This is a genomic window from Kosakonia sp. WA-90 (genome assembly GCF_039871955.1).
Taxonomy (GTDB): Bacteria; Pseudomonadota; Gammaproteobacteria; order Enterobacterales; family Enterobacteriaceae; genus Kosakonia; species Kosakonia oryzendophytica.
Genome location: NZ_JBDPLJ010000003.1, coordinates 63,384 through 86,363, shown reverse-complemented (window position 1 = coordinate 86,363; position 22,980 = coordinate 63,384). Strand labels below are relative to the sequence as shown.

Below are 22,980 nucleotides of genomic sequence, written 5' to 3'. Positions count from 1 at the left end.
ACCCGAGTTACTAAAATAAAGCATTTTGTTTTGATGATGGCAATATTTTCTGTCCCCTGAGGAACGGAAGGTTATTGTCTGAGAACAACTTACTACATTGAGATAACCATGAGAATAAATAAAAAACTTCCAGTGGCGCTGGCGGTTGCGGCTACCCTTTGCTCTGGATCCGTCTTCGCTCAAGAATTTACCCAAGAGCAAATAGATGCCATCGTCGCCAAAGCGGTGGATAAAGCTCTGGCGGACCGTCAGGCTAAAATGGACGCCGCCATCAATAAAAAAGCGGATGTCATCGTCGAACCACAAAGCACGGCGCAAACACCGGATATGGCCATTCCCTATGGCCTGAAATTCAGCGGCTACGCCCGTTATGGTGCACATTTCCAGACTGGCGATCAGAAATATGTCGGTGTTGATGGCTCCTATAATGGCGCTTCAGCCATTGGTCGTCTGGGTAACGAAGGCAACGGCGGTGAATTCCAGCTCTCCAAGGCGTTTAAAAGCGGTAACGGCGCAATCTGGGACGTCAACGTGATGTTTGACCACTGGGGTGATGAAGTTAACCTGAAAAAAGCCTATGCCGGCGTCACCAACCTGCTGGCCTCCAACCCGAATGCGTACTTCTGGGCAGGGCGTGACTTCCACCAGCGTCCACAACAGGGGATCAACGACTACTTCTGGATGAACCATGACGGACAGGGTGCCGGGGTGAAAAACTTCGATATTGGCGGCGTGCAGTTTGATGTGGCCGCCGTCGGCGCGGTCGAATCCTGTAGCCCGGAAGTGCTGGAAGATGAAGCCAACCCGTCGCGCATAACCTGTACCGGTAGTTCGAACGTCGGTGATAAAGGCAACTATGCCGTCACCTCGAAAATTCACGGTATGAAGGTCGGGCCGCTCGATCTGGAGATTTACGCCAACTACGGTTTCGACTCAAAAGCGATTGAAAGCGAAGATCGTCTGAAAGCCTGGCAGGGCGGCGTGGTGCTCAGCCACACCAACGATCACGGGGTAAATAAAGTGATCGCCCGCTACTCCGATAACGCCGACAACAGCGTATTTAATAAAACCGACGATCTGAAAGCGATTTACACCAGCTTTGAGGGCAGTTACAAGTTCTCCCGGCAGACGCAAGTGGACTACTTGCTGGCGTTCCATGATTACGATAACAGCGCCAATAAAGCGGATAACCGCCGCAACTATGGCGTAATTGTGCGCCCGATGCACTGGTGGAACGATGTGCACTCCACCTGGCTGGAAGCGGGTTATCAGCGCGTCGATTATGACGATGGCGGCGACAACCACGGCTGGAAAGTCACCCTCTCGCAGAACATTTCTATCGCGATGGGGCCTGAATTCCGCCCGATGCTGCGCTTCTACGTAACTGGCGGCGAAGTGGATAACAAACGCACCTCACGCGTCAACGGCACGACCGACACGACGCTCGATTCCTTTAACGTCGGCGCGATGTGGGAAGCCTGGTTCTGATGTAAAAAACCGGAGGCGGTCCCCCTCAGCCGCCTCCGGCTAAACTCTGTACATGTGTTATGATGCGCGCCTTATTAATAAGCAATCAGCATGACAGAGTTGAGTTAGAAGATGGGTTCCACGAAAAAAGGGATGCTTTGTGTACTGGCAGCGGCCGTATTATGGGGCAGCTCCGGGGTGTGTGCGCAGTACATTATGGAGAAGAGTCATATTTCGTCGCCGTGGTTAACCATGACGCGACTGCTGTTCACCGGCGTGATTTTGTTAACGCTCTCGTTTGTGCATGGCGACAAGATTTTCGCGATCCTCAAAAGCCGCAAAGACACCTTCAGTTTGCTGTTTTTCTCGCTGTTTGGCGCACTGATTGTGCAGCTCACCTTTTTATTGACCATTGAAAAATCTAACGCCGCCACCGCGACGGTACTGCAATTTTTGTCGCCGACGATTATCGTGGCCTGGTTTGCGCTGGTGCGAAAAGCCCGACCAACGCTGCCCGTGGCATCCGCCATTTTCACCTCGCTGCTTGGCACCTTTCTGTTGGTGACGCATGGCAAACTGACGTCGCTCTCTATTTCTCCGGAAGCGCTGCTGTGGGGAATTGTCTCGGCATTTTCTGCCGCGTTCTATACCACCTATCCCGCAGCGCTTATCGCCCGTTACGGCACGTTGCCTATTGTCGGCTGGAGTATGTTGCTGGCCGGGCTGATGCTGACCCCGTTCTTTGGTGGGCAAGGGGGGGATTTTGTTGTCGATGGCCGCCTGTTGATGGCGTTTTTCTACCTGGTGGTGATCGGCACGGCGCTCACGTTCAGCCTTTATCTGAAAGGCGCGCAACTCATTGGCGGTTCGAAAGCCAGCATTCTCAGTTGTGCCGAACCGCTGAGCAGCGCCCTGCTCTCGGTGGTATTGTTGGGGGTGGCGTTCTCCCTGCCAGACTGGCTGGGCACGCTATTGATTGTCTCATCGGTGATGCTCATTTCGCTCGATTCCCGCCGCAAAGTACGGGTCGCAGCCTGATAGTCACAAGGCCTGATAGCGCGTTGCTTATCAGGCCTGTATGCATTCTACGTTACGCTCTGACCTTCACTTTTGCTGCCACCAACAGTGCGGTCAGTAACATCAGACTACCGGACAGTACCAGCGGCGACAGCAACCCGTAGTGATCCAGTGCAAAACCGCCAATCGCCGCACCACAGGTATTGGCAAGCTGGATCACCGCCACCTGAATGGAGCCGGCTTTCTCCGCCTGATCGGCCAACGAACGGGTGATCCACGTTGACCAGCCAACCGGCACCAGCGCAAACCCCAGTCCCCAGATAATGGCGATGCCAGCGGCAACAACTTTATCGGAACCCCAGAAGATCAATACCAACGCACTTGCCGCCAGCGTGAGTGGCGCCAGCGCCAGTGCCATTTTCACCGAGCGCTTCATCACCATCGGCGAGATCGAGGTGCCGACAAAACTGGCAATACCAAAGCTCAGCAACACCAGCGTAAGCCCATCGACATCAAACCCAGCCAGGTTCATGTACACAGGGCGAATATAGGTAAAAAACGAGAACTGCCCGGCGAAGACCATAAAGATCGCCAGCATTCCCGCCGCCACTCCCGGGCGTTTGAGCAGGCCAAACATATTCTGGTGATGCTCAGTTTTACCCGGCAACGACGGCAGCGCCATCCATACCCAGGCAATACAAGCGAACCCCATCAATGCGGCGGCATTGAACACGTTGCGCCAGCCGATAATACCGCCCAGGAAACTGCCAAGCGGCGCGGCGATCACCAGCGCAATAGACACTGCGCCAAAAATCACTGACAGCGCTTTCGGGATAGTGCGCGCTGGTACCAACCGCATGGTCAGTGAGGCCGACATTGCCCAGAAACCACCTAACGCGAGCCCGAGGCAAGCGCGTCCTGCCAGCAGCAGCGTAAAGCTATTGGCAAAAGAGACCAGCAGGCAGGAGAGGGTTAACAATACGGCAAAGGCCAGCACCACATACCGCCGGTCCATCGCGCGGATCACGGTGGTAATAAACAGGCTGGCGAACATGGCGACAAAAGCAGTTACGGTCACGGTTTGCCCGGCGACCCCTTCAGAAACGCCGAGATCCAGTGCCATTGGCGTGAGCAGGCTGACCGGTAAAAACTCCACCGTGATCAGACACGCCACACAAAACGCCACAGCAAAGACGGCGGACCAGTTAGGGCGAATTACCGCATCCGTTGAAGATTGCGTCACAGATTGCTCAGTCATGTATCACCCGCTTAGTTTTTATTCGTGAAAGTCGCGCAGTGTAACATTCATAATCTGTGACGCAATTAACAATTTGGCAACTCTTTACCCGGAGGCAGTTGACCCTCACCCCGGCCCTCTCCCTGGAAGGGAGAGGGGGAAAACCACGACATATCTCTCCTTCGCTCCAACGAGGAGAGGGGGAAAACCAACGTCAGCATTACACATACCCCCCTCACCCCTGAAAGTCGGGAGGTTATTCCCTCCCCCTACGGCGAGAGGCGCAGGAAGAGGAGGAAATTACGCAGTTCGCGCGTTACGCGCTGCGGTCGCCAGGCCGACTATCCACTCCTGGTGCGCGTTGATCATCGGGTTCGGCACGGTGCTGGCAAGCTGTTGCGCTGGTACGCCGCGTTGCGACTCCTGCGTCAGGATGCGGACACGCCCGCCGGGTAAATCCTCAAACAGCCAGGCGTGGATCACGTCCAGCCGTGAGCTGGCGTCACCTTCAACCCAGCCATACCAGGCAATACGCGCGGCCTGGCCTTCCGCAGGCGGCACATATTCACTCACCTGCGCCTCCACCGGGAAACCGAAAGTGGTAAAACGAAAACGGGCGTTGGCGCTTAACAGCGGGCCGCTACCGTCATGGAAACGGATATCCTGTGCATTGCTGTAATAGGTCGGCCAGAGGGTAGTGTCGTTCAGTTGCGCCCAAATCTCCTGCGCCGTTAACCCCGCGACAATGATTTCGTTGGAAGCAAAGTTATCGGTGGTGCCCGGCAGGTAGTCTTGCGGCCAGATTATCGCGCTTTGGGTCAGTGATTGCGTCATGGTGTACCTCGTCAGTAATTAACGAGGGCCACTATGCGTAGCGCAGTGTTATAAATCTAATGGTTATCTTTGATAAACGTTATAACGCAGCGTGATATCAGTGCAGCCAGTGCACACCGTCTTCGGGAATAAACAGCGCGTTATAGCGCATCTGGAAATTGTTCAGTTCGGCGTTATCCGGCTCCAGCTCACGTAAAAAACCGAGTGCCAGGCGTACCTGCGCATCGGTAATCGGTGCCGCCAACCGCCCTTTTTGCATCAGCCGATGCCAGTACTGCAAGTTTTGCTCGCTGCTGTCGACAATGCATACCTGCCAGATCAGCAACACCTGCGCCGCATTTTGCAGGTGGGCCTCGTCCGGGCGCGCCAGATAAGCCAGATATTCCCCCCCTGCGGTTTTGCCCATCTGGTCGATCATCGATTCGACTGGCACGGGCTGGAGCGTAAGTCGGTCGGTGAGGCGGCGTATCGCACGGCGGGAATCGGAGGTTAATACCCTGAAACCAATCACAAAAACAACCACCAGCGTTGCCAGCATCAACCAAATCATAACCGCTCCTGAGCAGAAAAGAGGCTCATCATACGGGTAAAACGCACGCCACGGACAGTCGTAAATGCGATAATCTTTGTTATCGACTGACCGGGTCATCATCATGAATAACGATATCAGAAACCTCGATCTCAACCTGCTTAAAACCCTTGATGCGCTGCTGGATGAGCGAAACGTCACGCGTGCAGCGGCGCGTCTTTCGTTAACCCAACCGGCGGTGAGCGGCATGCTGACGCGACTGCGCGACTACTTTGCCGACCCGCTGTTTATTCGCGCGCCGCACGGTATGGTGCCAACGGTTCGCGCACACGCGCTGGCGGCCCCGGTCAAACGCATCCTCGAAGACATTGACCTGTTACTGAAACCCATCGCGTTCGACCCGCAGGTAGCCACGCTTACCTGGACGCTGGCCGCTACGGACTACGCGCTCAAAGTGGTGATCGTGCCGTTTATTGCGGCGTTAAAAACACAAGCGCCGGGCATCCGCGTACGCGTAGAACCGGTCGAGCCCCGGCAACTGGTGAGCCAGCTTGAACGCGGCGAGATTGATGTGGCCTTAATGACGCCCTACAGCACACCGCCAGAGCTACATAGCCGGGCGCTGTTTGATGAGCGTTTTGTTTGCATGATGCGCGCCAACCACCCGGATGCCGCGCGGGAAAGTTTATCGCTGGACAGATTCTGTGCGCTGGAGCATGCGCTGGTCTCGTGGGATGGCGACCGCTTTCGCGGCGTGGTGGATGAGGCGCTGGCGGCACAGGGCAGAACGCGGCGTGTGAGCGTGTCGGTGAGTAACTTTCTGATCCTGCCAGACATCCTGGCAGCCAGCGATATGGTGGCCGTTGTGCCACAGCGGCTCGCCAATCTGACCGAAGGCATGAGCACGCTGGCAACGCCTCTGCCGGTGCCGGGTTTTACGAAAACCATGACCTGGCACGAACGTACTCACCGCGATCCGGCACACCAGTGGTTGCGTAACGTGCTGCTGGAAACCAGTCAGGGCTAACGCGCCCGGATCACGGGCGCATCAACGAGAGGGTTACTCAATACCGGTTGTGACGTGGAACTGCCGCGTTTCCCCTGGCGCCAACGTCAGCAAGCTGCCATTGCGCTGCGCCGCAAGGAATCCTTCCGGGCGACAAGTGGCAGGCAGGGCAAAGGCCGCCACCTGCTGGTCGCCGTTGTAAAGGATCCAGCGGGTAGCATAGTTAAACTCACGGCTGGAAAAACGCGTCAGATACGTTACGCCATCCGGGCCGTGCATCCGGAAGGTCGGCACATCGGTGTAACGGTCGAGCTTATCGGCGAAAAAGACGATTTCCGGATCGTAAAACGCCGGTTGCGTCAGTGCAGTCAGCGTGGCTTCACCCTGTTGTAAACGGCGGTTAAAAGCCAGCCACTGCTCCGTTGGTTTCACATGTGCTGGCACCGACTCGCGCAGCGTCAATGCGTCTTCCGGCAGGTTCTGACTGAACGTTGCCTGGGGTACATACGCGTAATTCATATGACACATGTACTGGAGCGGCATCGGGGCAGACGCCAGATTAGTCACCGCCATCTCAATAGCAAACAACGCGCTGTTGCTGCGCAGCACCACCGACGGCTGCGCCAGATAGTGATTGCCAAACCCCATCACATACTCATAGCGCCCGCTCAGGCGGAGCGTGTCCCCTTCCAGCTCCAGCCAGGCCTCGTCCATCGATGCGCACGCCATTTCACCGTGCAGGGCGTGCGTGTCTTCCGGTGATGGACAACCGTTCGCCAGCAGCCCGGAGTGGAACGCAAAGCAGCCGTAGGTTTCCACAATCTGCTGTGCCGGTTTCGGCTGGCTGAACATGTTACGCATGGTCAGGGATCGATCATCGAAATACGCATCCCAGATCATCTGCCCCAGCCAGGGCAGCACCAGCAGATGGCCGCGGGCATTCTCCATTTTCAGCGCTTCAATTCCGCCCGGATAGCGAAACGCGCTGACGGTAAAGTCACGGTTTTCCAGAAGGATGCGCGGCTGCGCAGTAAACAACTCACGCCAGAGCGCCAGACGTGTGGTCATCATCATCTCCTTAAGAAGCCGTCGCTTCGGTCAGTTCACGGCGCACTTTACTCTCACGCCAGAAATAAACACCGACGTAGACAAAGCACAGCATAGAAACCAGGAACGAGAGCTGTAGCGAGTGGAACATATCCGCCACGTATCCCTGCACCGCTGGCACCACGGCTGCGCCGACAATTGCCATCACAATCACCGCGCCCGCCATTTCGGTATGTTCGTTATCCACCGTATCCAGCGTACCGGCATAGATGGTCGCCCAGCAGGGTCCGAACAGCACACTGACCGCCACCGCTACATAGACCGCGCTGAAGCTCGGCGCCAGCGCAACATAGGCAAGGAACAGCGCGCCAACGATCGCATACATAATGAGGACTTTCGCCGGGTTAAAACGCGTCATCAACATGTTGGCGACAAACTTGCCAATAAAGAAACAGGCGAAGCTGTACACCATAAAGTTCGAGGCATCGCGCTCGTTGATATCCCCCAGTTCCAGCGCCAGACGAATGGTGAATGACCAGACAGCAACCTGCATCCCCACATACAGAAACTGCGCGAGGATCCCACGACGAAAGCGGCTATTGGTTGCCAGATAACGCAGCGTGTCCAGCGCAGACGGGCGTTTATGTGCGGCGGTCTGCGCCACTTTGCATGCCGGGAAGCGGGTGAACATAAACAGCGCCATCACCACAACCAGCACCATAATCATGTACTTATACGGTTCGAGGGTGTTTTCCAGCATCAGGACTTTAAAGTGATGGATCTGCTCCGGCGTCATGCCCGCCATCTGTTTTTGCAGACTATCGCCGTCGGAAAACACCAAATATTTCCCCAGCAAAATGCCGGATGCCGCACCAATCGGGTAGAAGGTCTGACTGATATTCAGACGCAACGTGGCCTGCGCTTTTGGCCCCAGCATCGAACTGTAAGTATTGGCGGCGGTTTCAAGAAAACTCAGACCGATGGCAATGGCGAAAATCGCCGCCAGAAACATGGTGTAGGTCGCCATATGAGAGGCAGGAAAGAACAGCGTACAACCCACGATATACAACGTCAGGCCGATTAAAATCGCCATCTTATAACTGCTGTTTTTGATAACCAGCGAGGCCGGAAGGGCAATTAAGAAATAACCACCATAAAATGCACTCTGTACTAATGCTGAAGCAAAATTACTTAATGAGAAAACACTTTTAAACTGTGTAATTAATATGTCATTTAATGCAGCGGCACATCCCCATAACGGGAATAAACAGGATAACAGAATAAACTGGAACAATGGCGTTTTATTCAGATAGCCATCGGGCATCTGAACGATATTTTTTTCGTTCATAGTGCTACCTTTAATTTTGCAGGGTACCGGCCTGAGGTATTACCGGCTGTATTTTATTAAACACAGCCGCAATAATTCAGGCGTGATTATTCATTGAACGTCAGAAACTCATTAAACTGCTCAATACTCGGGTAAGATGATTGTGTGCCTTTACCCGTCACGCTGAACGCGGCGAAGAGTGAGGCCTTCTTCATGGCGGTTTCCACATCACCGCTTTGTACATAGTAGTGGGCAAAACAGCCGATAAACGCATCACCAGCGCCGCTGGTATCAATAGCATTCACTTTTATGGCCGGAATATGCAACTCACGATCGCGGGTCATCCACAGTGCGCCTTTTTCCCCCATAGTGACAATAATATTGTTCAGCCCTTTATCAATCAGGCTGCGGGCCGCCACACGAATACGGTCATAATTATCCACCGGCATGCCAGTAAGAATTTCCAGCTCAGTTTCATTCGGTATAAAGAAATCACACTTGCAGGCATAAGACATATCTAATTCACGCAGTGCCGGTGCCGGATTTAATAATACGTCGATGCCATGTTTTTTACCGAATTCAATCGCGTGGTAAACCGTCTCTAATTGAACCTCCAGTTGCAGCACAATCAGTTTGCATTTTTTAAGGTCTTCCGCAGCGCGATCAATATCTTCCGGAGAAAGAAATTTGTTCGCCCCTTTGATAATTAAAATACTGTTACTGGAGTTAGGGTTAACAAAAATCGGCGCGACGCCGCTGCTGGTGCAGGGGACTTTCTCAACATAGGTGGTGTTAATGCCCCAGGACTCGAGGTTGCGGATGGTGTTGTCGGCAAAAATATCATCGCCCACTTTGGTCAGCATCAACACTTTCGAGTTGAGTTTCGCTGCGGCAACCGCCTGGTTTGCGCCTTTGCCGCCACAGCCAATTTTGAAGGCAGGTGCTTCCAGCGTTTCTCCCTCTTTCGGCATCTGATGGGTATAGGTGATGAGATCCACCATGTTGGAGCCAATAACGGCGATATCCATTTTAGTCCCTCTCTGAAACAATCACATAACAATGATATTATCGTAACATTATCATGTTATTTTAGTATCATTTGTGACTCCGCTCGCGATTACGGGATCCGGCTTTGCCTGCCACTTTCGTCACAGTTACTGCATATCCTCGGATTAAGCACATATCCAGCACGAACATTTAAATGTTACTATAGAAACATAAGAGGTGAGCAGGAGAACAACTGAATGGAAACCAAGCAAAAAGAGCGTATCCGCCGCCTGGTGGAACTGCTGAAAAAGACGGACCGTATCCACCTGAAAGACGCAGCGCGGATGCTGGAAGTGTCGGTGATGACGATCCGCCGGGATTTCAGCCAGGAAGATGAACCGCTGCCGCTGGCGCTATTGGGTGGTTACATTGTGATGGTGAATAAACCAGCCGCTCCCACCCCAGCGACGAACGCTATTGCTGCTCGCCCGCACCATAAAGATGATTTACCGATCGCCATCCTGGCCGCCGGACTGGTGAACGAAAACGATCTGGTCTTCTTTGATAACGGACCGGAAATGCCGTTGGTCATCAGCATGATACCGGATGAAATCACCTTTACCGGCATTTGCTATTCCCACCAGGTGTTTATGGCGCTGAACGCCAAACCGAACGCCACCGCCATGTTATGCGGCGGTACCTATCGCGCTAAAAGCGATGCCTTCTATGCGCCGGACAACCACTCGTTGCTGGATGCGTTGAATCCGCGCAAAGCCTTTATTTCCGCCAGCGGCGTGCATGAACACTATGGCGTAACCTGGTTCAACATTGATGATTTACCCATCAAGCGCAAAGCGATGGCGCACGGCATGCGCAAAATTTTACTGGCGCGTTACGCACTGTTTGATGAAGTGGCGCCTGCCAGCATTGCCCCGCTTTCAGCGTTTGACGTGCTGGTGAGCGATCGGCCGCTGCCGCCAGAGTACCCGGCGCACTGCCGCAATGCGTTTGTGAAAGTGATTACACCGGATTCCGACAGCGAAGCGACCCTCTGACCCGGTGCACAAGGCACCGGGTTACGTCCACGGTTACTCGAAAAACAGGCCAAGCTTATTAAACACACCGGGATCGGTCGGGTGACGGATGATTTGCACCACGTCTTCGAGTTTATCTATCTGACTGATCATCTGCTCCAGACGCTGATCGTTAGCGACCTGTAGCCAGATGCGGCTCTGCTCACCACGTTGTAGCGGCAAACAGAGAATGCCTTCCACGTTAAATGCCCGACGGGCAAACAACCCGCAGACGTGAGTCATGACGCCCGGATGGTTGCGCACGGTGAGTTCAAGAATGACGTTATCAGTTGCATGCATGGCTTATTCCCCCACCATTTCTGTATTCGCCGCGCCTGGCGGCACCATCGGGTACACTTTTTCTTGCGGGTCGATGCGTACATGGACCAGTGCGGGGCCGGGACGATCAATGATCGCCTGCAAGGCCGCCTGAGGATCGGCAACGGCGTTTAAATCGCAGGTATGCAGACCAAAACCGGCGGCAATCTGGGTGAAATTAATCATTCCCGGATAGGTTGCCGCAAACACGCCTTGTTTGTAGAACAGGCTCTGCTGCTGGTGTACCAGCCCCAGCGCTTCGTTATTCATCAGAATGATTTTCACATCCAGATTGTTTTCCGCAGCGGTGGCCATCTCCTGGATGTTCATCATCAGGCTACCGTCACCGGAGAAGCAAATAACCTTGCGCGTCGGGTTCGCCAGTGCAGCACCGATCGCGGTGGGTAAACCGAAGCCCATGGTTCCCAGACCGCCAGACGTCAACCACTGGCGTGGGCGGTTCAACGGATAAGCCTGCGCCGCCCACATCTGATGCTGACCAACGTCCGTGGTAATAATGGCCTCATCGTCCACACACGCGGCAACCGCGTTGATCAGCCCATAGTGGGTTAACGGATCGCCCGCCTGAGGAATGTTGCCCGGAAACTCCTGCTGTAACTGCGCCACCAGGTTGCGCCAGCTATGACGCGACTGCGCTTCCACGTGCGGGATCAACGCATCCAGCACTTCGCCCACATCCCCCTGGATAGCCACATGCGCCTGCTTGATTTTCCCCAGCTCCGCACGGTCGATATCCACATGAATGATATTGGCGTTCGGACAGAACTGCTCAGTTTTACCGATCGCCCGGTCATCAAAACGCGCACCCAGCACTACCAGCAGATCCGCTTCCTGCAGGATATGGTTGGTACTGCGCGCGCCGTGCATACCCAGCATGCCCAATGACAACGGATGTTGCTTCGGCAGCATGCCCAGCGCCATCAGCGTCATGGTGGTCGGCAGATTGGCTTTCTCCGCGAGCAGGCGAACCTGTTCCGGCGCGTTAATCACCCCGCCGCCCAGGTACAACACCGGGCGCTGCGCGGCATTAATCATGTCAGCGGCGTCACGCACGCTTTGCGCATTATACGCAGGTGCAGGGGCTTTACCGCCCGCTTCCGGCAATTCGCTCAAGGTGATTTCTGCGGTCTGCACATCTTTAGGAATATCTATCCACACCGGGCCAGGACGACCGGACTGCGCAATGCGGAACGCATCGCTGATCACCTGCGGCAGTTCGGCAATGTCGCGCACCAGGTAGTTATGTTTTGTGATGGGGATAGAGATGCCGTAAGTGTCGACTTCCTGAAAGGCATCTGTGCCAATCATTGAAGCCGGAACCTGGCCGGTAATGCAAATCAGCGGAATAGAGTCGAGGCGCGCATCGGCGATGGCAGTCACCAGATTGGTAGCACCCGGCCCGCTACAGGCCATACATACTGCCGGTTTTCCCTGCGTGCGGGCCATGCCCTGGGCGATAAATCCGGCCCCTTGCTCGTGACGGGCGAGGATATGGCGGATCTGCTTACTCTGACTTAATGCGTCGTATAAGGGGAGAACCGTACCACCAGGGATACCCGTTACCGTGGTAATGCCCTGACGTTCCAGTAAATGAACTATCAGTTGCGCGCCGGTGTAGCGCGTCGATGGTGATGTTGTGCCCGAACTTGCCATGCTCCAGTCCTTATTGTTCTGGGCCGACTTTCCAGGGAGGCTAAAACAAGAAACCCCGCCCGGTTTGCGCCGGCGGGGTTTTGGAATCGTGTGTTGTTCCGGACCCTACGGCGCATTGCCGACGACCACCACCACACGCACGACGACCACCGCGGCGTTATGCGCGGTTTTTAGTAGGTTCATCGACATCGTGGAAGTGTTCATTAGGGACCTGTCTGTCATAAGTTAACAGGATTTATACAAGCACAGGTTTTAGCCGCCGACAACTGCTTTTTACGCACCGGCAGAAAAGTGAGCCATAGATCACGTTTGTTTGCACAGGGCATGAAAACAAAAAACCCCGCCGGAGCGAGGTTTTTAACAGGTTTTCGCGGTTGGTCGCCGCAAAACACACTGCGTTACGTCAACAGCGAAACTATACGGCAATTTTAGTATTCGCGCAATTTTCGGGCGGTTTACCCCGCATTCATTATGGTTCACGGCGCGAAAATCGTCCAGATAATACTGTATATATAAACAGTATTAATATATACTGACCTTGTAATCGGTGTGTGGGGGCCGCTGTTCTACGGCGCAGATAAAGTCCTGGCTGAAACGGGTGGTGCCGTCAGTACCTTAACCCTAATGAGAGCACACTGCGTTACGCCAACAACAAGGCTGACAACAGGCAGCGGAAAGGTACGTCAGCCGGTGCTCCTTAACCCGAGGAGAAGCGTATGGGCGGAATGGAGATGACGATTCTGATCCTGAAACTCATTGTTGCGTTACTGCAACTGCTTGATGCCGTCCTGAAATACCTGCGGTAATTCAGGTTCAAGCCGCACAAAAGAGGGGCGGGAAACCGCCCCTCTTTAACACCCGTCATCTGGCTTCAATGCACAGCAGCATGTTACCTTTTGCTGACACTCCACTGACGCAACCCATTATGACTTTTTCTGTTTTCTGCATTCTGCTGTTCGCCGCCCTGCTACACGCAAGCTGGAACGCCATTGTGAAAGCAGGCAGCGATAAACTCTATTCTGCTATCGCCGTAAGTGGCTCTGCGTCATTCATTGCGCTGATTTTACTCCCCTTTTCCCCCCAACCTGACCTTGCCAGCGCGCCGTATCTCGCGGCAAGTTGCGCGTTGCAGGTGGTTTACACCGTACTGGTAGCAAAAACGTATCAGGTTTCAGACATGAGCCAGACCTACCCCCTGATGCGTGGCACTGCACCATTGCTGGTGGCGGTGATAAGCGTGCTGATATTGGGCGATTCGCTTTCCTTCACCGCATGGGGAGGGATTGCCGTGGTTTGCCTCTCCATTCTCGGCATGGCGTTTAATGGGCGAAACCAGTCACGCAAAGGAATTTGGCTGGCGCTGCTCAACTCCTGCTTTATTGCCGGGTATACGCTGGTAGACGGTACCGGCGTGCGCCTCGCGGGATCTGCGCTGGGTTACTCACTGTGGACCTTTTTCCTCAACGGATTTTGCTTGTTGTGTTGGGCAATGCTGGCGCGGCGGCAAGCGGTGAGCCGTTATCTGGTTGCCAACTGGAAAATAGGTCTGCCTGGCGGTATTGGCACCATGGGATCTTATGGGCTGGCCCTGTGGGCCATGACGCAAGCGCCGTTGGCGGTGGTGGCCGCACTGCGCGAAACGTCGATTCTGTTCGGCGCGGTTATCGCCTTTGTGCTGTTAAAAGAGAACGTCGCCGGACTGCGCATAGCCGCAGCGTTTGGCATTGCCGCCGGCGCTATTTTGTTGCGCCTTTCATGATGCAAACTGGCAACAAAAGTTGCCGAATATTGTTTACAAATCCTGCCTGATGCAGCGTTGTCTTTGCTGCCTTCCATAGTGGTTCTGTCATCTTACTGTGGTAGATTCCTCTCGCATTAAGGCTGTATAGCAGCAACATATTCTTTAATTTCCCATTTTCTAAAAGTAATCAGCGAAATGAAAAGGCAGAGAAACGTCAATTTGTTATTGATGCTGGTGCTCCTGGTCGCCGTCGGACAGATGGCGCAAACCATTTATATTCCGGCCATTGCCGATATGGCACACGACCTGAATGTCCGTGAAGGAGCGGTGCAAAGCGTGATGGCGGCCTACCTGCTGACCTACGGCGTATCACAGCTTTTTTATGGTCCGCTGGCGGACCGCATCGGGCGTCGCCCGGTGATCCTCGCCGGGATGACCATCTTTATGCTGGCGACGGTGATTGCCATCACCACCCACAGCTTAACGGTGCTAATCCTCGCCAGCGCGCTTCAGGGCGTCGGTACCGGCGTCGGCGGTGTGATGGCTCGAACGTTGCCGCGCGACCTTTACGCCGGTACCGAACTGCGGCATGCCAACAGCCTGTTGAATATGGGCATCCTGGTGAGTCCTTTACTGGCGCCGTTAATCGGCGGGGTATTGAATACGCTGGTGAACTGGCGCGCCTGTTTTGTTTTCCTGCTGGCGCTGTGCGCGATGGTGACCTTCAGCATGGCGCGCTGGATGCCGGAAACCCGGCCCACCGAAGCGCCACGCATGCGACTGATGGACAGCTACAAGGTCCTGTTCGGCAATACCGCATTTAACTGCTATCTGCTGATGCTGATTGGCGGACTGGCGGGGATTGCGGTGTTTGAGGCCAGCTCCGGCGTATTGATGGGCGGCGTATTAGGTCTCAACAGCATGACGGTAAGCATTCTGTTTATTCTGCCAATCCCGGCGGCGTTTTTCGGCGCGTGGTTTGCCGGTCGGCAGAACAAACGTTTCTCTTCCCTGATGTGGCAATCGGTGATCAGTTGCCTGGCGGCCGGGTTAATGATGTGGATCCCCGGCTGGTTTGGGGTGATGACCATCTGGACGCTACTGGTTCCCGCTGCACTGTTCTTCTTCGGTGCCGGGATGCTGTTCCCTCTGGCGACCAGCGGCGCAATGGAGCCCTTCCCGTTTCTGGCAGGCACTGCCGGTGCGCTGGTCGGCGGCTTACAGAACATCGGCTCCGGTGGTCTGGCGTGGTTGTCAGCCCAACTGCCGCAAAACGGCCAGTTTAGCCTTGGGATGCTGATGACGCTGGCGGCTCTTTTGATTCTGTTGTGCTGGCTACCGCTGGCGTCGCGCTCTGCGCGCCATGAGCAGATGATCTAGCTTCATGGTGGCCCGGCTTCACGTCGGGCTTTTCACACTCCGGCGTGATCATCACTTTCAGCAGCGGCTCCGGCGCGGGCCGCCATGCACCCTCTTCGCCATCGTAAAACTGCGTGTCCGCATTAATGGCATAAGGGATTTTCGCCCGACTCAATTCGCAAGCCATAAAGTTGGCGAACGCCATTTGCGACTCCGTGGGCATGCTTTTCATCGACTCACCTACCGCCCATCCCCCAACCCAGCTGGCATGACCGGTTTTCTGCTGCCAGTGCAGCGCAAGGTTAATGCGCCCGCGGATCGCTGCTTTCTCCGCCGCCGTGCCCGACGTCCACGGGTATTTACCGTTATTTTTCAGCGGTCCCCACGGGAAGATATGCCACTCCGCCAGTAAATAACTCTGGCTGCGTGCTGGCAACTTCAGAGAAGTCAGGTCTTCCGGTGCTGCACGCATACGCGGCGCAATAAAAATCATGCGCTGGGGATCGATATCGTGCAGGGTTTTGACGACTTTTTCATAGGCGCGGTTGAGCGCAGGCAAATCATGGTTGAGTTTATCGGCCGGTTCATAAATGACATCAAAACCGAGCATCGGGTGATCTGTGCCAAAAAACGTGGCGACAGTGCTCCACCATGCCACCAGTTGAGCTTCGTTTTTTGCATCCGGGTCGGCTTTAAAGCTATCTGCCTGGTAGGAGATCACCGGGATCACACCGTACTCTTCACAAGCTTCCACCAGTTTACGCAGGTGGATTAAGCGTGCTTCCGTCATCGGGTCAGCCACACGAATGCGGACATGGCGGATCCCAACGTTATAAAAGTCGCGCACAATCAATGGATCAAATTCGCGGATACCGCGGTCAGTGCGCGCCCAGTCGACGTCCATTCCCACCCCTAACTGTTGCGCGTAATGCGCCGCCGTTAGCGGAGTATCGGCGGCAAACGCAGGGGTTGTCGCCAGCAACATAACAGCAGTAATCAGTGGCTTTAACACAGTTGACCTTGCGAAAATTAGGGGTGATTACATGTATTTATCATGCTTTGGCGCCCCAGGTGTAGCGCCAAAGCGTAATAAATTCTCACTGACTCTCCATACTTGCGCCCACAGCGTATTCCTGTTTTCTTTACGCATCCACTCCCGACAAAAGTGAACCGATGAAAAACGCCGATATTGAGAAACTCATCCAGCAGTACCCGCTGGTTAAGCAACTGATCGACCTGCAAGAAACGCGCTGGTTTAACCCTAATACTACCTCTGTTGCGCAGGCTTTGCCGCATGTTGGCCTGAGTGCGCAAGATGTTCACGACGCACACGCACGTCTTGCCCGTTTTGCGCCGTTTCTGGCGCAGGCCTTTCCGGAAACAGCCGTAAGCCAGGGCATTATTGAATCGGAGGTGGTGCCGATCCCCGCGATGCAGCGCCGTATTGGCCCGGCAGTGACCGGCGAATTGTGGCTGAAAAAAGACAGCCACTTGCCGATTTCCGGTTCGATCAAAGCCCGGGGTGGCATTTATGAAGTTCTGACGCACGCAGAAAAACTCGCTATTGCCGCCGGGTTACTGAGTGAACAGGATGATTACGGCAAGCTGTTGTCGCCGGCGTTCGCACGCTTTTTCGGCCAGTACAGCATTGCCGTCGGCTCCACCGGCAACCTCGGCCTGTCGATTGGCATCATCAGCGCGCGCCTCGGTTTTAACGTCACTGTGCATATGTCTGCCGATGCGCGGGCGTGGAAAAAGGCCAAATTGCGCAGCCACGGCGTGAAGGTAGTGGAATACGCAGAGGATTACGGTGTCGCCGTTGAACAAGGGCGGCTGGCGGCGGCAAACGATGCAAACTGCTTTTTTATCGATGATGAAAACTCGCGCACGCTGTTTTTAGGCTACGCCGTCGCCGGGCAGCGCCTCAAAGATCAATTTACCCGCCTCGGTAAAGTCGTCGATCGCGCGCACCCGTTGTTTGTCTATCTGCCTTGCGGCGTTGGCGGCGGCCCCGGTGGTGTGGCATTCGGTCTGAAACTGGCTTTTGGCGATGATGTACACTGTATTTTCGCAGAACCGACGCACTCCCCGTGCATGTTGTTAGGGGTTTATACCGGCTTGCATGACGGCATTGCCGTGCAGGATCTGGGGATAGATAACCTGACTGCCGCCGATGGACTGGCGGTAGGGCGCGCCTCCGGCTTTGTCGGTCGCGCAATGGAGCGCCTGCTGGATGGTTTCTACACCGTCGATGATCGCACGCTTTATAGCCTGCTCAGTTGGCTGGCGCAGGAAGAGGGCATTCAACTGGAGCCCTCGGCACTGGCAGGGATGGCCGGGCCACAGCAGATCTGCACCGATACGACTTACCATCGGCTACACGGGTTCAGCAACAGTCAACTCACACAGGCCACGCATCTGGTATGGGCGACCGGCGGCGGTATGGTGCCTGCTGACGAGATGGCACAGTATCTGGCAACAGCGCGATAAATCAGCCCGATTTGCGCAGAATTGCCATCAACTCCATTGGGGAACGCCGCTGGCGAAGCAGGTCACGCATCACGCGCATGTGCGGCGCGGTGTGGCTGAAAAAACGGCGATAGCCTTCGCACAACGCGCTCTTTCCCCGCTGGATACGGTGCTTCGGGCAATCGCCCTGGCAAAACCGCAGCACTTCGCAGTGGCGACACTCATCGCTGAGGGTGGTTTTTTTGCTCTGCCCGAAAGCCGTGGCGTCGCGGCTGGCATTGATCTCGCTAATCGGGATCTGATGCAGATTGCCCAGGTGATAATCAGGGTAGACATAGTGATCGCAGGCATACATATCACCATTGGCCTCCAGTGCAAGCGCATGGCCGCAGGTTTCACCAAACGTGCACATTTGCGATGGGTAGCCGCTCCACACGCCCAGCGTCGAATCAAAAAGCTGGACGTACACCCGGCCAATATCGTCCAGCGCCCATCTATCAAACACCGTATTCAGGAAGGTTCCCCACGCATCGCCGCTCACCGACTCAGCGGTTAATTGCCCCTGCGCATCCTGTTCGGCCAGCGGGATAAATTGCAAAAATGGCGTGCCAAGACTGCGTAAATAGCGGTACAGGCGTTGCGGCTGCTGGCTATTCAGCGCATTGACGACGCACAGCAGATTGAACTCAACCCGGTGTTTCACCAGCAACTGGATGGCATTCACGACATGATGATGCGAAGGTTTACCGCTGCGATTAACGCGATAGGCATCATGCAAATCCGCCGGGCCATCAATGGAAATCCCCACCAGCCAGCCATGCTCGCGAAAAAAGCGACACCAGTCGTCGTTCAGCAAGAGGCCATTGGTCTGAAAGGCGTTTTCGATACGTTTGCCGTCAGCGTACTGCTTTTGCAACGCGGCAACGCGGCGGAAAAAATCCAGCCCGCAGAGTGTCGGTTCCCCACCTTGCCAGGCAAACGGCACAATGGCGTTGTCGGGTTGAGCCGCGATCTGCTGGCGGATAAATGCCTCCAGCGTGGCGTCGTCCATAACGCTTTGCTGCTGTTTTTCAATATAAAAACAGTAACGGCAGTTAAGGTTGCAGCGCGAACTGGCGGGCTTGGCCATAACGTGACAGCCTGGCATGCAATCTCCTCAAAGAAATAGAAGTAGCTGGCGTATATGGGTTACAGCAAACAGTAACGCGAGGGAGAGCACCGCGAGGGAGATCAATAATTTGTCACGTATTGCGCCCGCCTGGGCAAAATCATCTTTTTCAACATCCATGACGATACGTTTGCGCGTATAGCGCCACAGCAAACCCGCCGCCAGCGCCAGCACGGCCAGCGAGATCCAGAATGGCATACCGGAGTGCTGCCAGTTGTGTCGAACCGCCAGCGCCATCAACGCGCCATAGCCAAATAACGTGCGCAGCCACGCCAGCGACGTGCGTTCAGGTTGCAGCCCGGGATCGCCCTCACGGCGGGCCTTACGGCTACCCGCCATAGAACACCAGCCCCATCACTACCAGCGCCACCATCAGCAGAGCAACACTGATGACCAGTAACGCTCCGGTGTAAGGCAGATCCTCTTTCAGGCGCATCGCTTTCTCATTACGTAGCCAGCGCAGATAACCGTACAGCGCCAGAGCACCGGAAAACAGGCACAGCAACAGCGCCAGCACTTCGCGGATCAAGGGGGTGGCAAACTGCGGGGCAAGTTGGTCCAGACCCACGCCCGCCGCCAGAAAGCCCAGCGCCGTGCGGATCCATGCCAGAAAGGTGCGCTCGTTAGCCAGCGAGAAGCGATAATCCGGCGCTTCGCCGACGCGGGAGATCTTCATGGGGGCTCCTTGTTGTGGTTCTGGTCAACAAAGTAGCGGATACGACCGTTTTTTTCGACACGTTTCACGTAAAGGACCGGCATCCTGATGATGCCGGTCGCGAGGATTAATGCAGTTCAGGCCAGTAATCTCTGTTTGCTTCTACCAAATCATCAAGGATGGCTTTGGCGACAGAGGCGCTGGGGACGGTTTTCGACAGGGTGAGAGCCTGCCACAACTTCTGGTAGGAATGCTGTTCCCAGGCGTCCACCACCAGTTTCTCCACCGCCACCTGCTGGCTCATCAACCCTTTCTGGAAGTGTGGAATATCGCCGACCGTCAACGGTTCCGGGCCGTTTTTCCCCACAAGGCAAGGGATCTCCACCATCGCGTCGGCGTCGAAGTTATGGATCGCGCCGTTATTCGGCACAATCAATAGCATTCGCGCCTGGGTGTTAAAGGCAATGGCGGTCGCCAGATCAACGATGTAAGACGCATGTTCGTCGATCTCCAGCTCACCGGCAGATGATTTCCCCGCTTCAATAATCGCGCGGCATGCACTAAAAACCTGTTTTTCACGGTGATCCATCACTTCATTCGCACGGGTACGTTCAGGGTTAGAGTGAGCGACAACGTAATCCGGGAAGAGGTAATACTTCAGGTAGGTGTTCGGCATGGTATCCGGATCCAGCGCCTGGACATCTTTTGCTTTGGCAAAAGTGTCGTTCCAGCTCGCTTCGGTATGTTCATCTTTTGCGGGTGGAACATAACCATTTTTCGCGACATATTCGCGTAATTTCGGCATTAAATCGTTGCCGTTCTGATCCTCAATCGATGTCCACCAGCCAAAATGATTAAGCCCGTAGTAACGCACCCGCATTGCTTTACGATCGGGCAGGCCGACTATCTGCGCCATCCGGCCTTCGATGCCGATAGGCATATCGCAGATATTGAGGATTTTCGCCTGTGGGCGCAGGCGACGGGTTGCTTCCGCGACAATCGCCGCCGGGTTGGAGTAGTTGAGCATCCAGGCATTGGGCGAATACTGCTGCATATAATCCACCAGCTCCAGTACGCCGCCAATAGAACGCATACCGTAAGCGATCCCACCCGGACCGCAGGTTTCCTGCCCCACCACACCGTGGCGCAGCGGGATTTTCTCGTCTTTTTCGCGCATCGGGTATTTGCCCACGCGAATATGCGCCATGACAAAATCCACATCGCTAAAGGCGGTTTTCGGATCGGTGGTGTAGCTAAAGTCGATGTCCGGTGCCTGCTCACGGAGAATAATTTTACAGGCCTCGGCGATGGTTTCCTGGCGCGCGCCATCGTTGTCATAAAATTTAAGCGCGCGGAGAGGAAAGCGATCGCGGTTAGCCAACAACATCAGGACGATACCCGGTGTAAAGGTGCTACCGCCGCCGGCGATTACCACAGAGAATTTTTTCATTATACAGCCTCCGACAGAGTGGATAGTTCGTTCGTTACAGGGGTTTTCATAAGGAATTCAAGCTGTTCACGCACTTGAGGAACATGCAGCCCGACAATCACCTGAATGCCGTTACCGCGCCGCACTACGCCATGCGCGCCCAGCGCTTTGAAAACATCGTCGCTGTCGGTTTTCGCCATATCATTCAGCGTGATACGTAACCGTGTTGCACAGTTGTTAATGCTTTCAATATTCGCCGTGCCGCCAAGTGCTTTCAGGAAACCAGCAGCCTGGCTCGTTTGCGCCGCAACCGGAGCCGTGGTGTGACCTCGCGCTGCTTTATAGTCCGCTTTGCTGTAGAGCTTCACTTCACTCGCTTCCCGCCCCGGCGTTTTGAGGTTGAGGCGTACAATCAGCGTGCGGAAAACCAGGAAATAGAGCGCGGTAAAACAGAGACCGATGCCAATCTGTGTCAGCACCATCGCCGCATGGTTATGAAACATGGGGATCCAGTTCTGCGGTAAGAACTGGTCAAGCAGGCCGCCCCCCATATTGCCCACCACGCCAAAGCTGTACATCACCGTCGCCATACTGGCGGCCAGCACGGCGTGAACAGCAAATAAGAGCGGGGAGATAAACAGGAAGGTAAACTCAAGCGGTTCGGTAATGCCCACCAGCACTGCCGTGAGCGTGGCGGGGATCAGTAAGCCTGCAACTTTAACGCGGTTTTCCGGCGATGCGGTGTACCACAACGCCAGCGCAATACCGACGGAACCGAACACTTTCGAGTTACCGTGCAGGGCAAAACCACCTTGCGGGAAGAGGGTTTTCAACGCTTCGGTGCTCTGGCTAAATTCCTGTAAATGCTGCGCCCAGTACACCTGAATGCCGCCTTCCACTGCCGCCGGACCAAAAACAAACGGCCCATAAACAAAGTGATGCAGCCCGGTCGGGATCAGGATGCGCTCCAGGAAGGTGTAGACCCACACGCCCAGCGCCCCGGCGGAACGTAAGAACGCCTGTAACGACTCAATACCCAGTTGCACTTTCGGCCAGCCCAACAGCGTTAACCAGGCACAGGGGATCATCGCCAGGAATGCGATAATCACCACAAACGATGTCCCCTGGAAAATGCCGAGGAAGACCGGCAATGGTTTATCGAAGTAGCGGTTATGTATCGCCGTCACAAGGCCGGAAATAGCGATCGCGCCGATAATGCTGGTATCAAGGGTTTTAATACCGGCAATCAGTGTTAATCCGCTACCGGTAACAGGGTCTGCTGCAAAGTTGACACCAAAGAAATGGCCCCAGGTCATCCCCATGGCATTAATAAAATAGTTCCAGGTCAGAAAGCTAATCAACACAGCGAGACAGGCGCGGCCCTGGGCCTGCTTCGCCAGGCCAATGGGTAAACCGACGGCGAAAATCAACGGCATATTACGAAACACCGCCCAGCCGCCTTCTTCAATAATGTGAACGATCTGCGCAAAGAGGTTGTCGGGTGCGGTCAGTGCTTCCCCGACGAACAGCGGGTTGCGCAGCATGATAGCGATCCCAACCACCATACCGGCGAAGGGAAACAGCAACACCGGGGTAAACATGGCGCCGCCAAAACGTTGTATTTGACTGAGCATTTTCAAATC

General features: G+C 55.0%; 23 protein-coding genes. 8 read left to right on the top strand and 15 right to left on the bottom strand.

Going from position 1 to position 22,980, the window contains the following annotated elements:
- Nucleotides 1-108: 108 nt before the first annotated feature.
- Together ABGA49_RS06880 and ABGA49_RS06875 are read left to right on the top strand one after the other, a co-directional pair.
- Nucleotides 109-1,488: a carbohydrate porin gene (locus tag ABGA49_RS06880; RefSeq protein ID WP_061492428.1), complete on the top strand. Its 1,380-nt coding sequence runs from the start codon at nucleotides 109-111 to the stop codon at nucleotides 1,486-1,488.
- 111 nt (nucleotides 1,489-1,599) lie between these two features.
- Nucleotides 1,600-2,505: an EamA family transporter gene (locus ABGA49_RS06875; RefSeq protein WP_061492427.1), complete on the top strand. Its 906-nt coding sequence runs from the start codon at nucleotides 1,600-1,602 to the stop codon at nucleotides 2,503-2,505.
- Nucleotides 2,506-2,557: 52 nt separating this feature from the next.
- On the opposite strand, the gene nepI is transcribed toward ABGA49_RS06875, so the two are convergent.
- The 3 genes from nepI to ABGA49_RS06860 all read right to left on the bottom strand — a co-directional run bounded on the left by nepI (nucleotide 2,558) and on the right by ABGA49_RS06860 (nucleotide 5,105).
- A complete protein-coding gene (nepI, locus tag ABGA49_RS06870; RefSeq protein WP_061492426.1) occupies nucleotides 2,558-3,742 on the bottom strand; it encodes a purine ribonucleoside efflux pump NepI in 1,185 nt (394 codons plus the stop codon).
- Between the two features lie 279 nt (nucleotides 3,743-4,021).
- The gene (locus ABGA49_RS06865) at nucleotides 4,022-4,555 is read right to left on the bottom strand and encodes an SRPBCC domain-containing protein (protein WP_347665343.1); all 534 of its coding nucleotides are present in this window, start codon (nucleotides 4,553-4,555) and stop codon (nucleotides 4,022-4,024) included.
- Nucleotides 4,556-4,652: 97 nt separating this feature from the next.
- Nucleotides 4,653-5,105 (bottom strand): DUF1198 domain-containing protein, encoded by a 453-nt coding sequence (locus tag ABGA49_RS06860; protein ID WP_061492424.1) that lies wholly within the window; start codon nucleotides 5,103-5,105, stop codon nucleotides 4,653-4,655.
- Between the two features lie 103 nt (nucleotides 5,106-5,208).
- Between ABGA49_RS06860 and ABGA49_RS06855 the strand changes: the two genes are divergently transcribed.
- Nucleotides 5,209-6,111 (top strand): LysR family transcriptional regulator, encoded by a 903-nt coding sequence (locus tag ABGA49_RS06855; RefSeq protein WP_347665342.1) that lies wholly within the window; start codon nucleotides 5,209-5,211, stop codon nucleotides 6,109-6,111.
- A 33-nt stretch (nucleotides 6,112-6,144) separates the two neighbouring features.
- Here the strand turns inward: ABGA49_RS06855 and ABGA49_RS06850 are convergent, their stop codons facing one another.
- The 3 genes from ABGA49_RS06850 to rbsK all read right to left on the bottom strand — a co-directional run bounded on the left by ABGA49_RS06850 (nucleotide 6,145) and on the right by rbsK (nucleotide 9,492).
- Entirely contained in the window at nucleotides 6,145-7,158 is a 1,014-nt protein-coding gene (locus tag ABGA49_RS06850; protein WP_347665341.1) for an aldose 1-epimerase family protein, read from the bottom strand.
- 10 nt (nucleotides 7,159-7,168) lie between these two features.
- Complete coding sequence (gene fucP / locus ABGA49_RS06845) at nucleotides 7,169-8,485, bottom strand: L-fucose:H+ symporter permease (RefSeq protein WP_061492421.1); 1,317 nt, start codon at nucleotides 8,483-8,485, stop codon at nucleotides 7,169-7,171.
- Between the two features lie 86 nt (nucleotides 8,486-8,571).
- Nucleotides 8,572-9,492 carry a ribokinase gene (gene rbsK, locus ABGA49_RS06840; RefSeq protein ID WP_347665340.1) on the bottom strand — a complete coding sequence of 307 codons (921 nt, stop codon included), beginning with the start codon at nucleotides 9,490-9,492 and terminating at the stop codon, nucleotides 8,572-8,574.
- A 216-nt stretch (nucleotides 9,493-9,708) separates the two neighbouring features.
- Between rbsK and ABGA49_RS06835 the strand changes: the two genes are divergently transcribed.
- Nucleotides 9,709-10,506 (top strand): DeoR family transcriptional regulator, encoded by a 798-nt coding sequence (locus ABGA49_RS06835; RefSeq protein ID WP_061492419.1) that lies wholly within the window; start codon nucleotides 9,709-9,711, stop codon nucleotides 10,504-10,506.
- A gap of 33 nt (nucleotides 10,507-10,539) precedes the next feature.
- Here ABGA49_RS06835 and ilvN read toward each other — a convergent pair whose 3' ends face one another.
- The 3 genes from ilvN to ivbL all read right to left on the bottom strand — a co-directional run bounded on the left by ilvN (nucleotide 10,540) and on the right by ivbL (nucleotide 12,720).
- Complete coding sequence (gene ilvN, locus ABGA49_RS06830; RefSeq protein ID WP_061492418.1) at nucleotides 10,540-10,824, bottom strand: acetolactate synthase small subunit; 285 nt, start codon at nucleotides 10,822-10,824, stop codon at nucleotides 10,540-10,542.
- 3 nt (nucleotides 10,825-10,827) lie between these two features.
- A complete protein-coding gene (ilvB, locus tag ABGA49_RS06825; RefSeq protein WP_061492417.1) occupies nucleotides 10,828-12,516 on the bottom strand; it encodes an acetolactate synthase large subunit in 1,689 nt (562 codons plus the stop codon).
- 105 nt (nucleotides 12,517-12,621) lie between these two features.
- The gene (gene ivbL, locus ABGA49_RS06820) at nucleotides 12,622-12,720 is read right to left on the bottom strand and encodes an ilvB operon leader peptide IvbL (RefSeq protein ID WP_134319157.1); all 99 of its coding nucleotides are present in this window, start codon (nucleotides 12,718-12,720) and stop codon (nucleotides 12,622-12,624) included.
- A 512-nt stretch (nucleotides 12,721-13,232) separates the two neighbouring features.
- On the opposite strand from ivbL, the gene tisB reads away from it, so the two are divergent.
- From tisB to emrD, 3 genes are all read left to right on the top strand, one after another.
- The gene (tisB, locus tag ABGA49_RS06815) at nucleotides 13,233-13,322 is read left to right on the top strand and encodes a type I toxin-antitoxin system toxin TisB (protein WP_061492416.1); all 90 of its coding nucleotides are present in this window, start codon (nucleotides 13,233-13,235) and stop codon (nucleotides 13,320-13,322) included.
- A gap of 119 nt (nucleotides 13,323-13,441) precedes the next feature.
- Entirely contained in the window at nucleotides 13,442-14,275 is an 834-nt protein-coding gene (locus ABGA49_RS06810; RefSeq protein WP_088236971.1) for a DMT family transporter, read from the top strand.
- Between the two features lie 177 nt (nucleotides 14,276-14,452).
- Nucleotides 14,453-15,637, top strand: a complete 1,185-nt coding sequence (emrD, locus tag ABGA49_RS06805; protein ID WP_347665339.1) for a multidrug efflux MFS transporter EmrD — start codon at nucleotides 14,453-14,455, stop codon at nucleotides 15,635-15,637.
- Here the strand turns inward: emrD and ABGA49_RS06800 are convergent.
- A complete protein-coding gene (locus ABGA49_RS06800) occupies nucleotides 15,540-16,628 on the bottom strand; it encodes a cellulase family glycosylhydrolase (RefSeq protein WP_170933824.1) in 1,089 nt (362 codons plus the stop codon). The genes emrD and ABGA49_RS06800 overlap by 98 nt on opposite strands.
- A 161-nt stretch (nucleotides 16,629-16,789) precedes the next feature.
- Between ABGA49_RS06800 and ABGA49_RS06795 the strand changes: the two genes are divergently transcribed.
- Entirely contained in the window at nucleotides 16,790-18,106 is a 1,317-nt protein-coding gene (locus tag ABGA49_RS06795; protein ID WP_347665338.1) for a D-serine ammonia-lyase, read from the top strand.
- Between the two features lies 1 nt (nucleotide 18,107).
- On the opposite strand, the gene ABGA49_RS06790 is transcribed toward ABGA49_RS06795, so the two are convergent.
- The 5 genes from ABGA49_RS06790 to ABGA49_RS06770 all read right to left on the bottom strand — a co-directional run bounded on the left by ABGA49_RS06790 (nucleotide 18,108) and on the right by ABGA49_RS06770 (nucleotide 22,971).
- On the bottom strand, nucleotides 18,108-19,232 hold the full coding sequence (locus ABGA49_RS06790) for an anaerobic sulfatase maturase (protein WP_347665337.1): 1,125 nt from the start codon (nucleotides 19,230-19,232) through the stop codon (nucleotides 18,108-18,110).
- A 9-nt stretch (nucleotides 19,233-19,241) separates the two neighbouring features.
- Nucleotides 19,242-19,592, bottom strand: coding sequence for a DUF202 domain-containing protein (locus tag ABGA49_RS06785; protein ID WP_061492413.1), 351 nt, complete (start codon nucleotides 19,590-19,592; stop codon nucleotides 19,242-19,244).
- Entirely contained in the window at nucleotides 19,582-19,929 is a 348-nt protein-coding gene (locus tag ABGA49_RS06780; RefSeq protein WP_061492412.1) for a YidH family protein, read from the bottom strand. The genes ABGA49_RS06785 and ABGA49_RS06780 overlap by 11 nt, the downstream gene beginning before the upstream one ends.
- 106 nt (nucleotides 19,930-20,035) lie before the next feature.
- Nucleotides 20,036-21,358, bottom strand: a complete 1,323-nt coding sequence (locus ABGA49_RS06775; protein ID WP_061492411.1) for a 6-phospho-alpha-glucosidase — start codon at nucleotides 21,356-21,358, stop codon at nucleotides 20,036-20,038.
- Nucleotides 21,358-22,971 (bottom strand): alpha-glucoside-specific PTS transporter subunit IIBC, encoded by a 1,614-nt coding sequence (locus tag ABGA49_RS06770; RefSeq protein WP_347665336.1) that lies wholly within the window; start codon nucleotides 22,969-22,971, stop codon nucleotides 21,358-21,360. The genes ABGA49_RS06775 and ABGA49_RS06770 overlap by 1 nt, the downstream gene beginning before the upstream one ends.
- Nucleotides 22,972-22,980 lie beyond the last annotated feature (9 nt).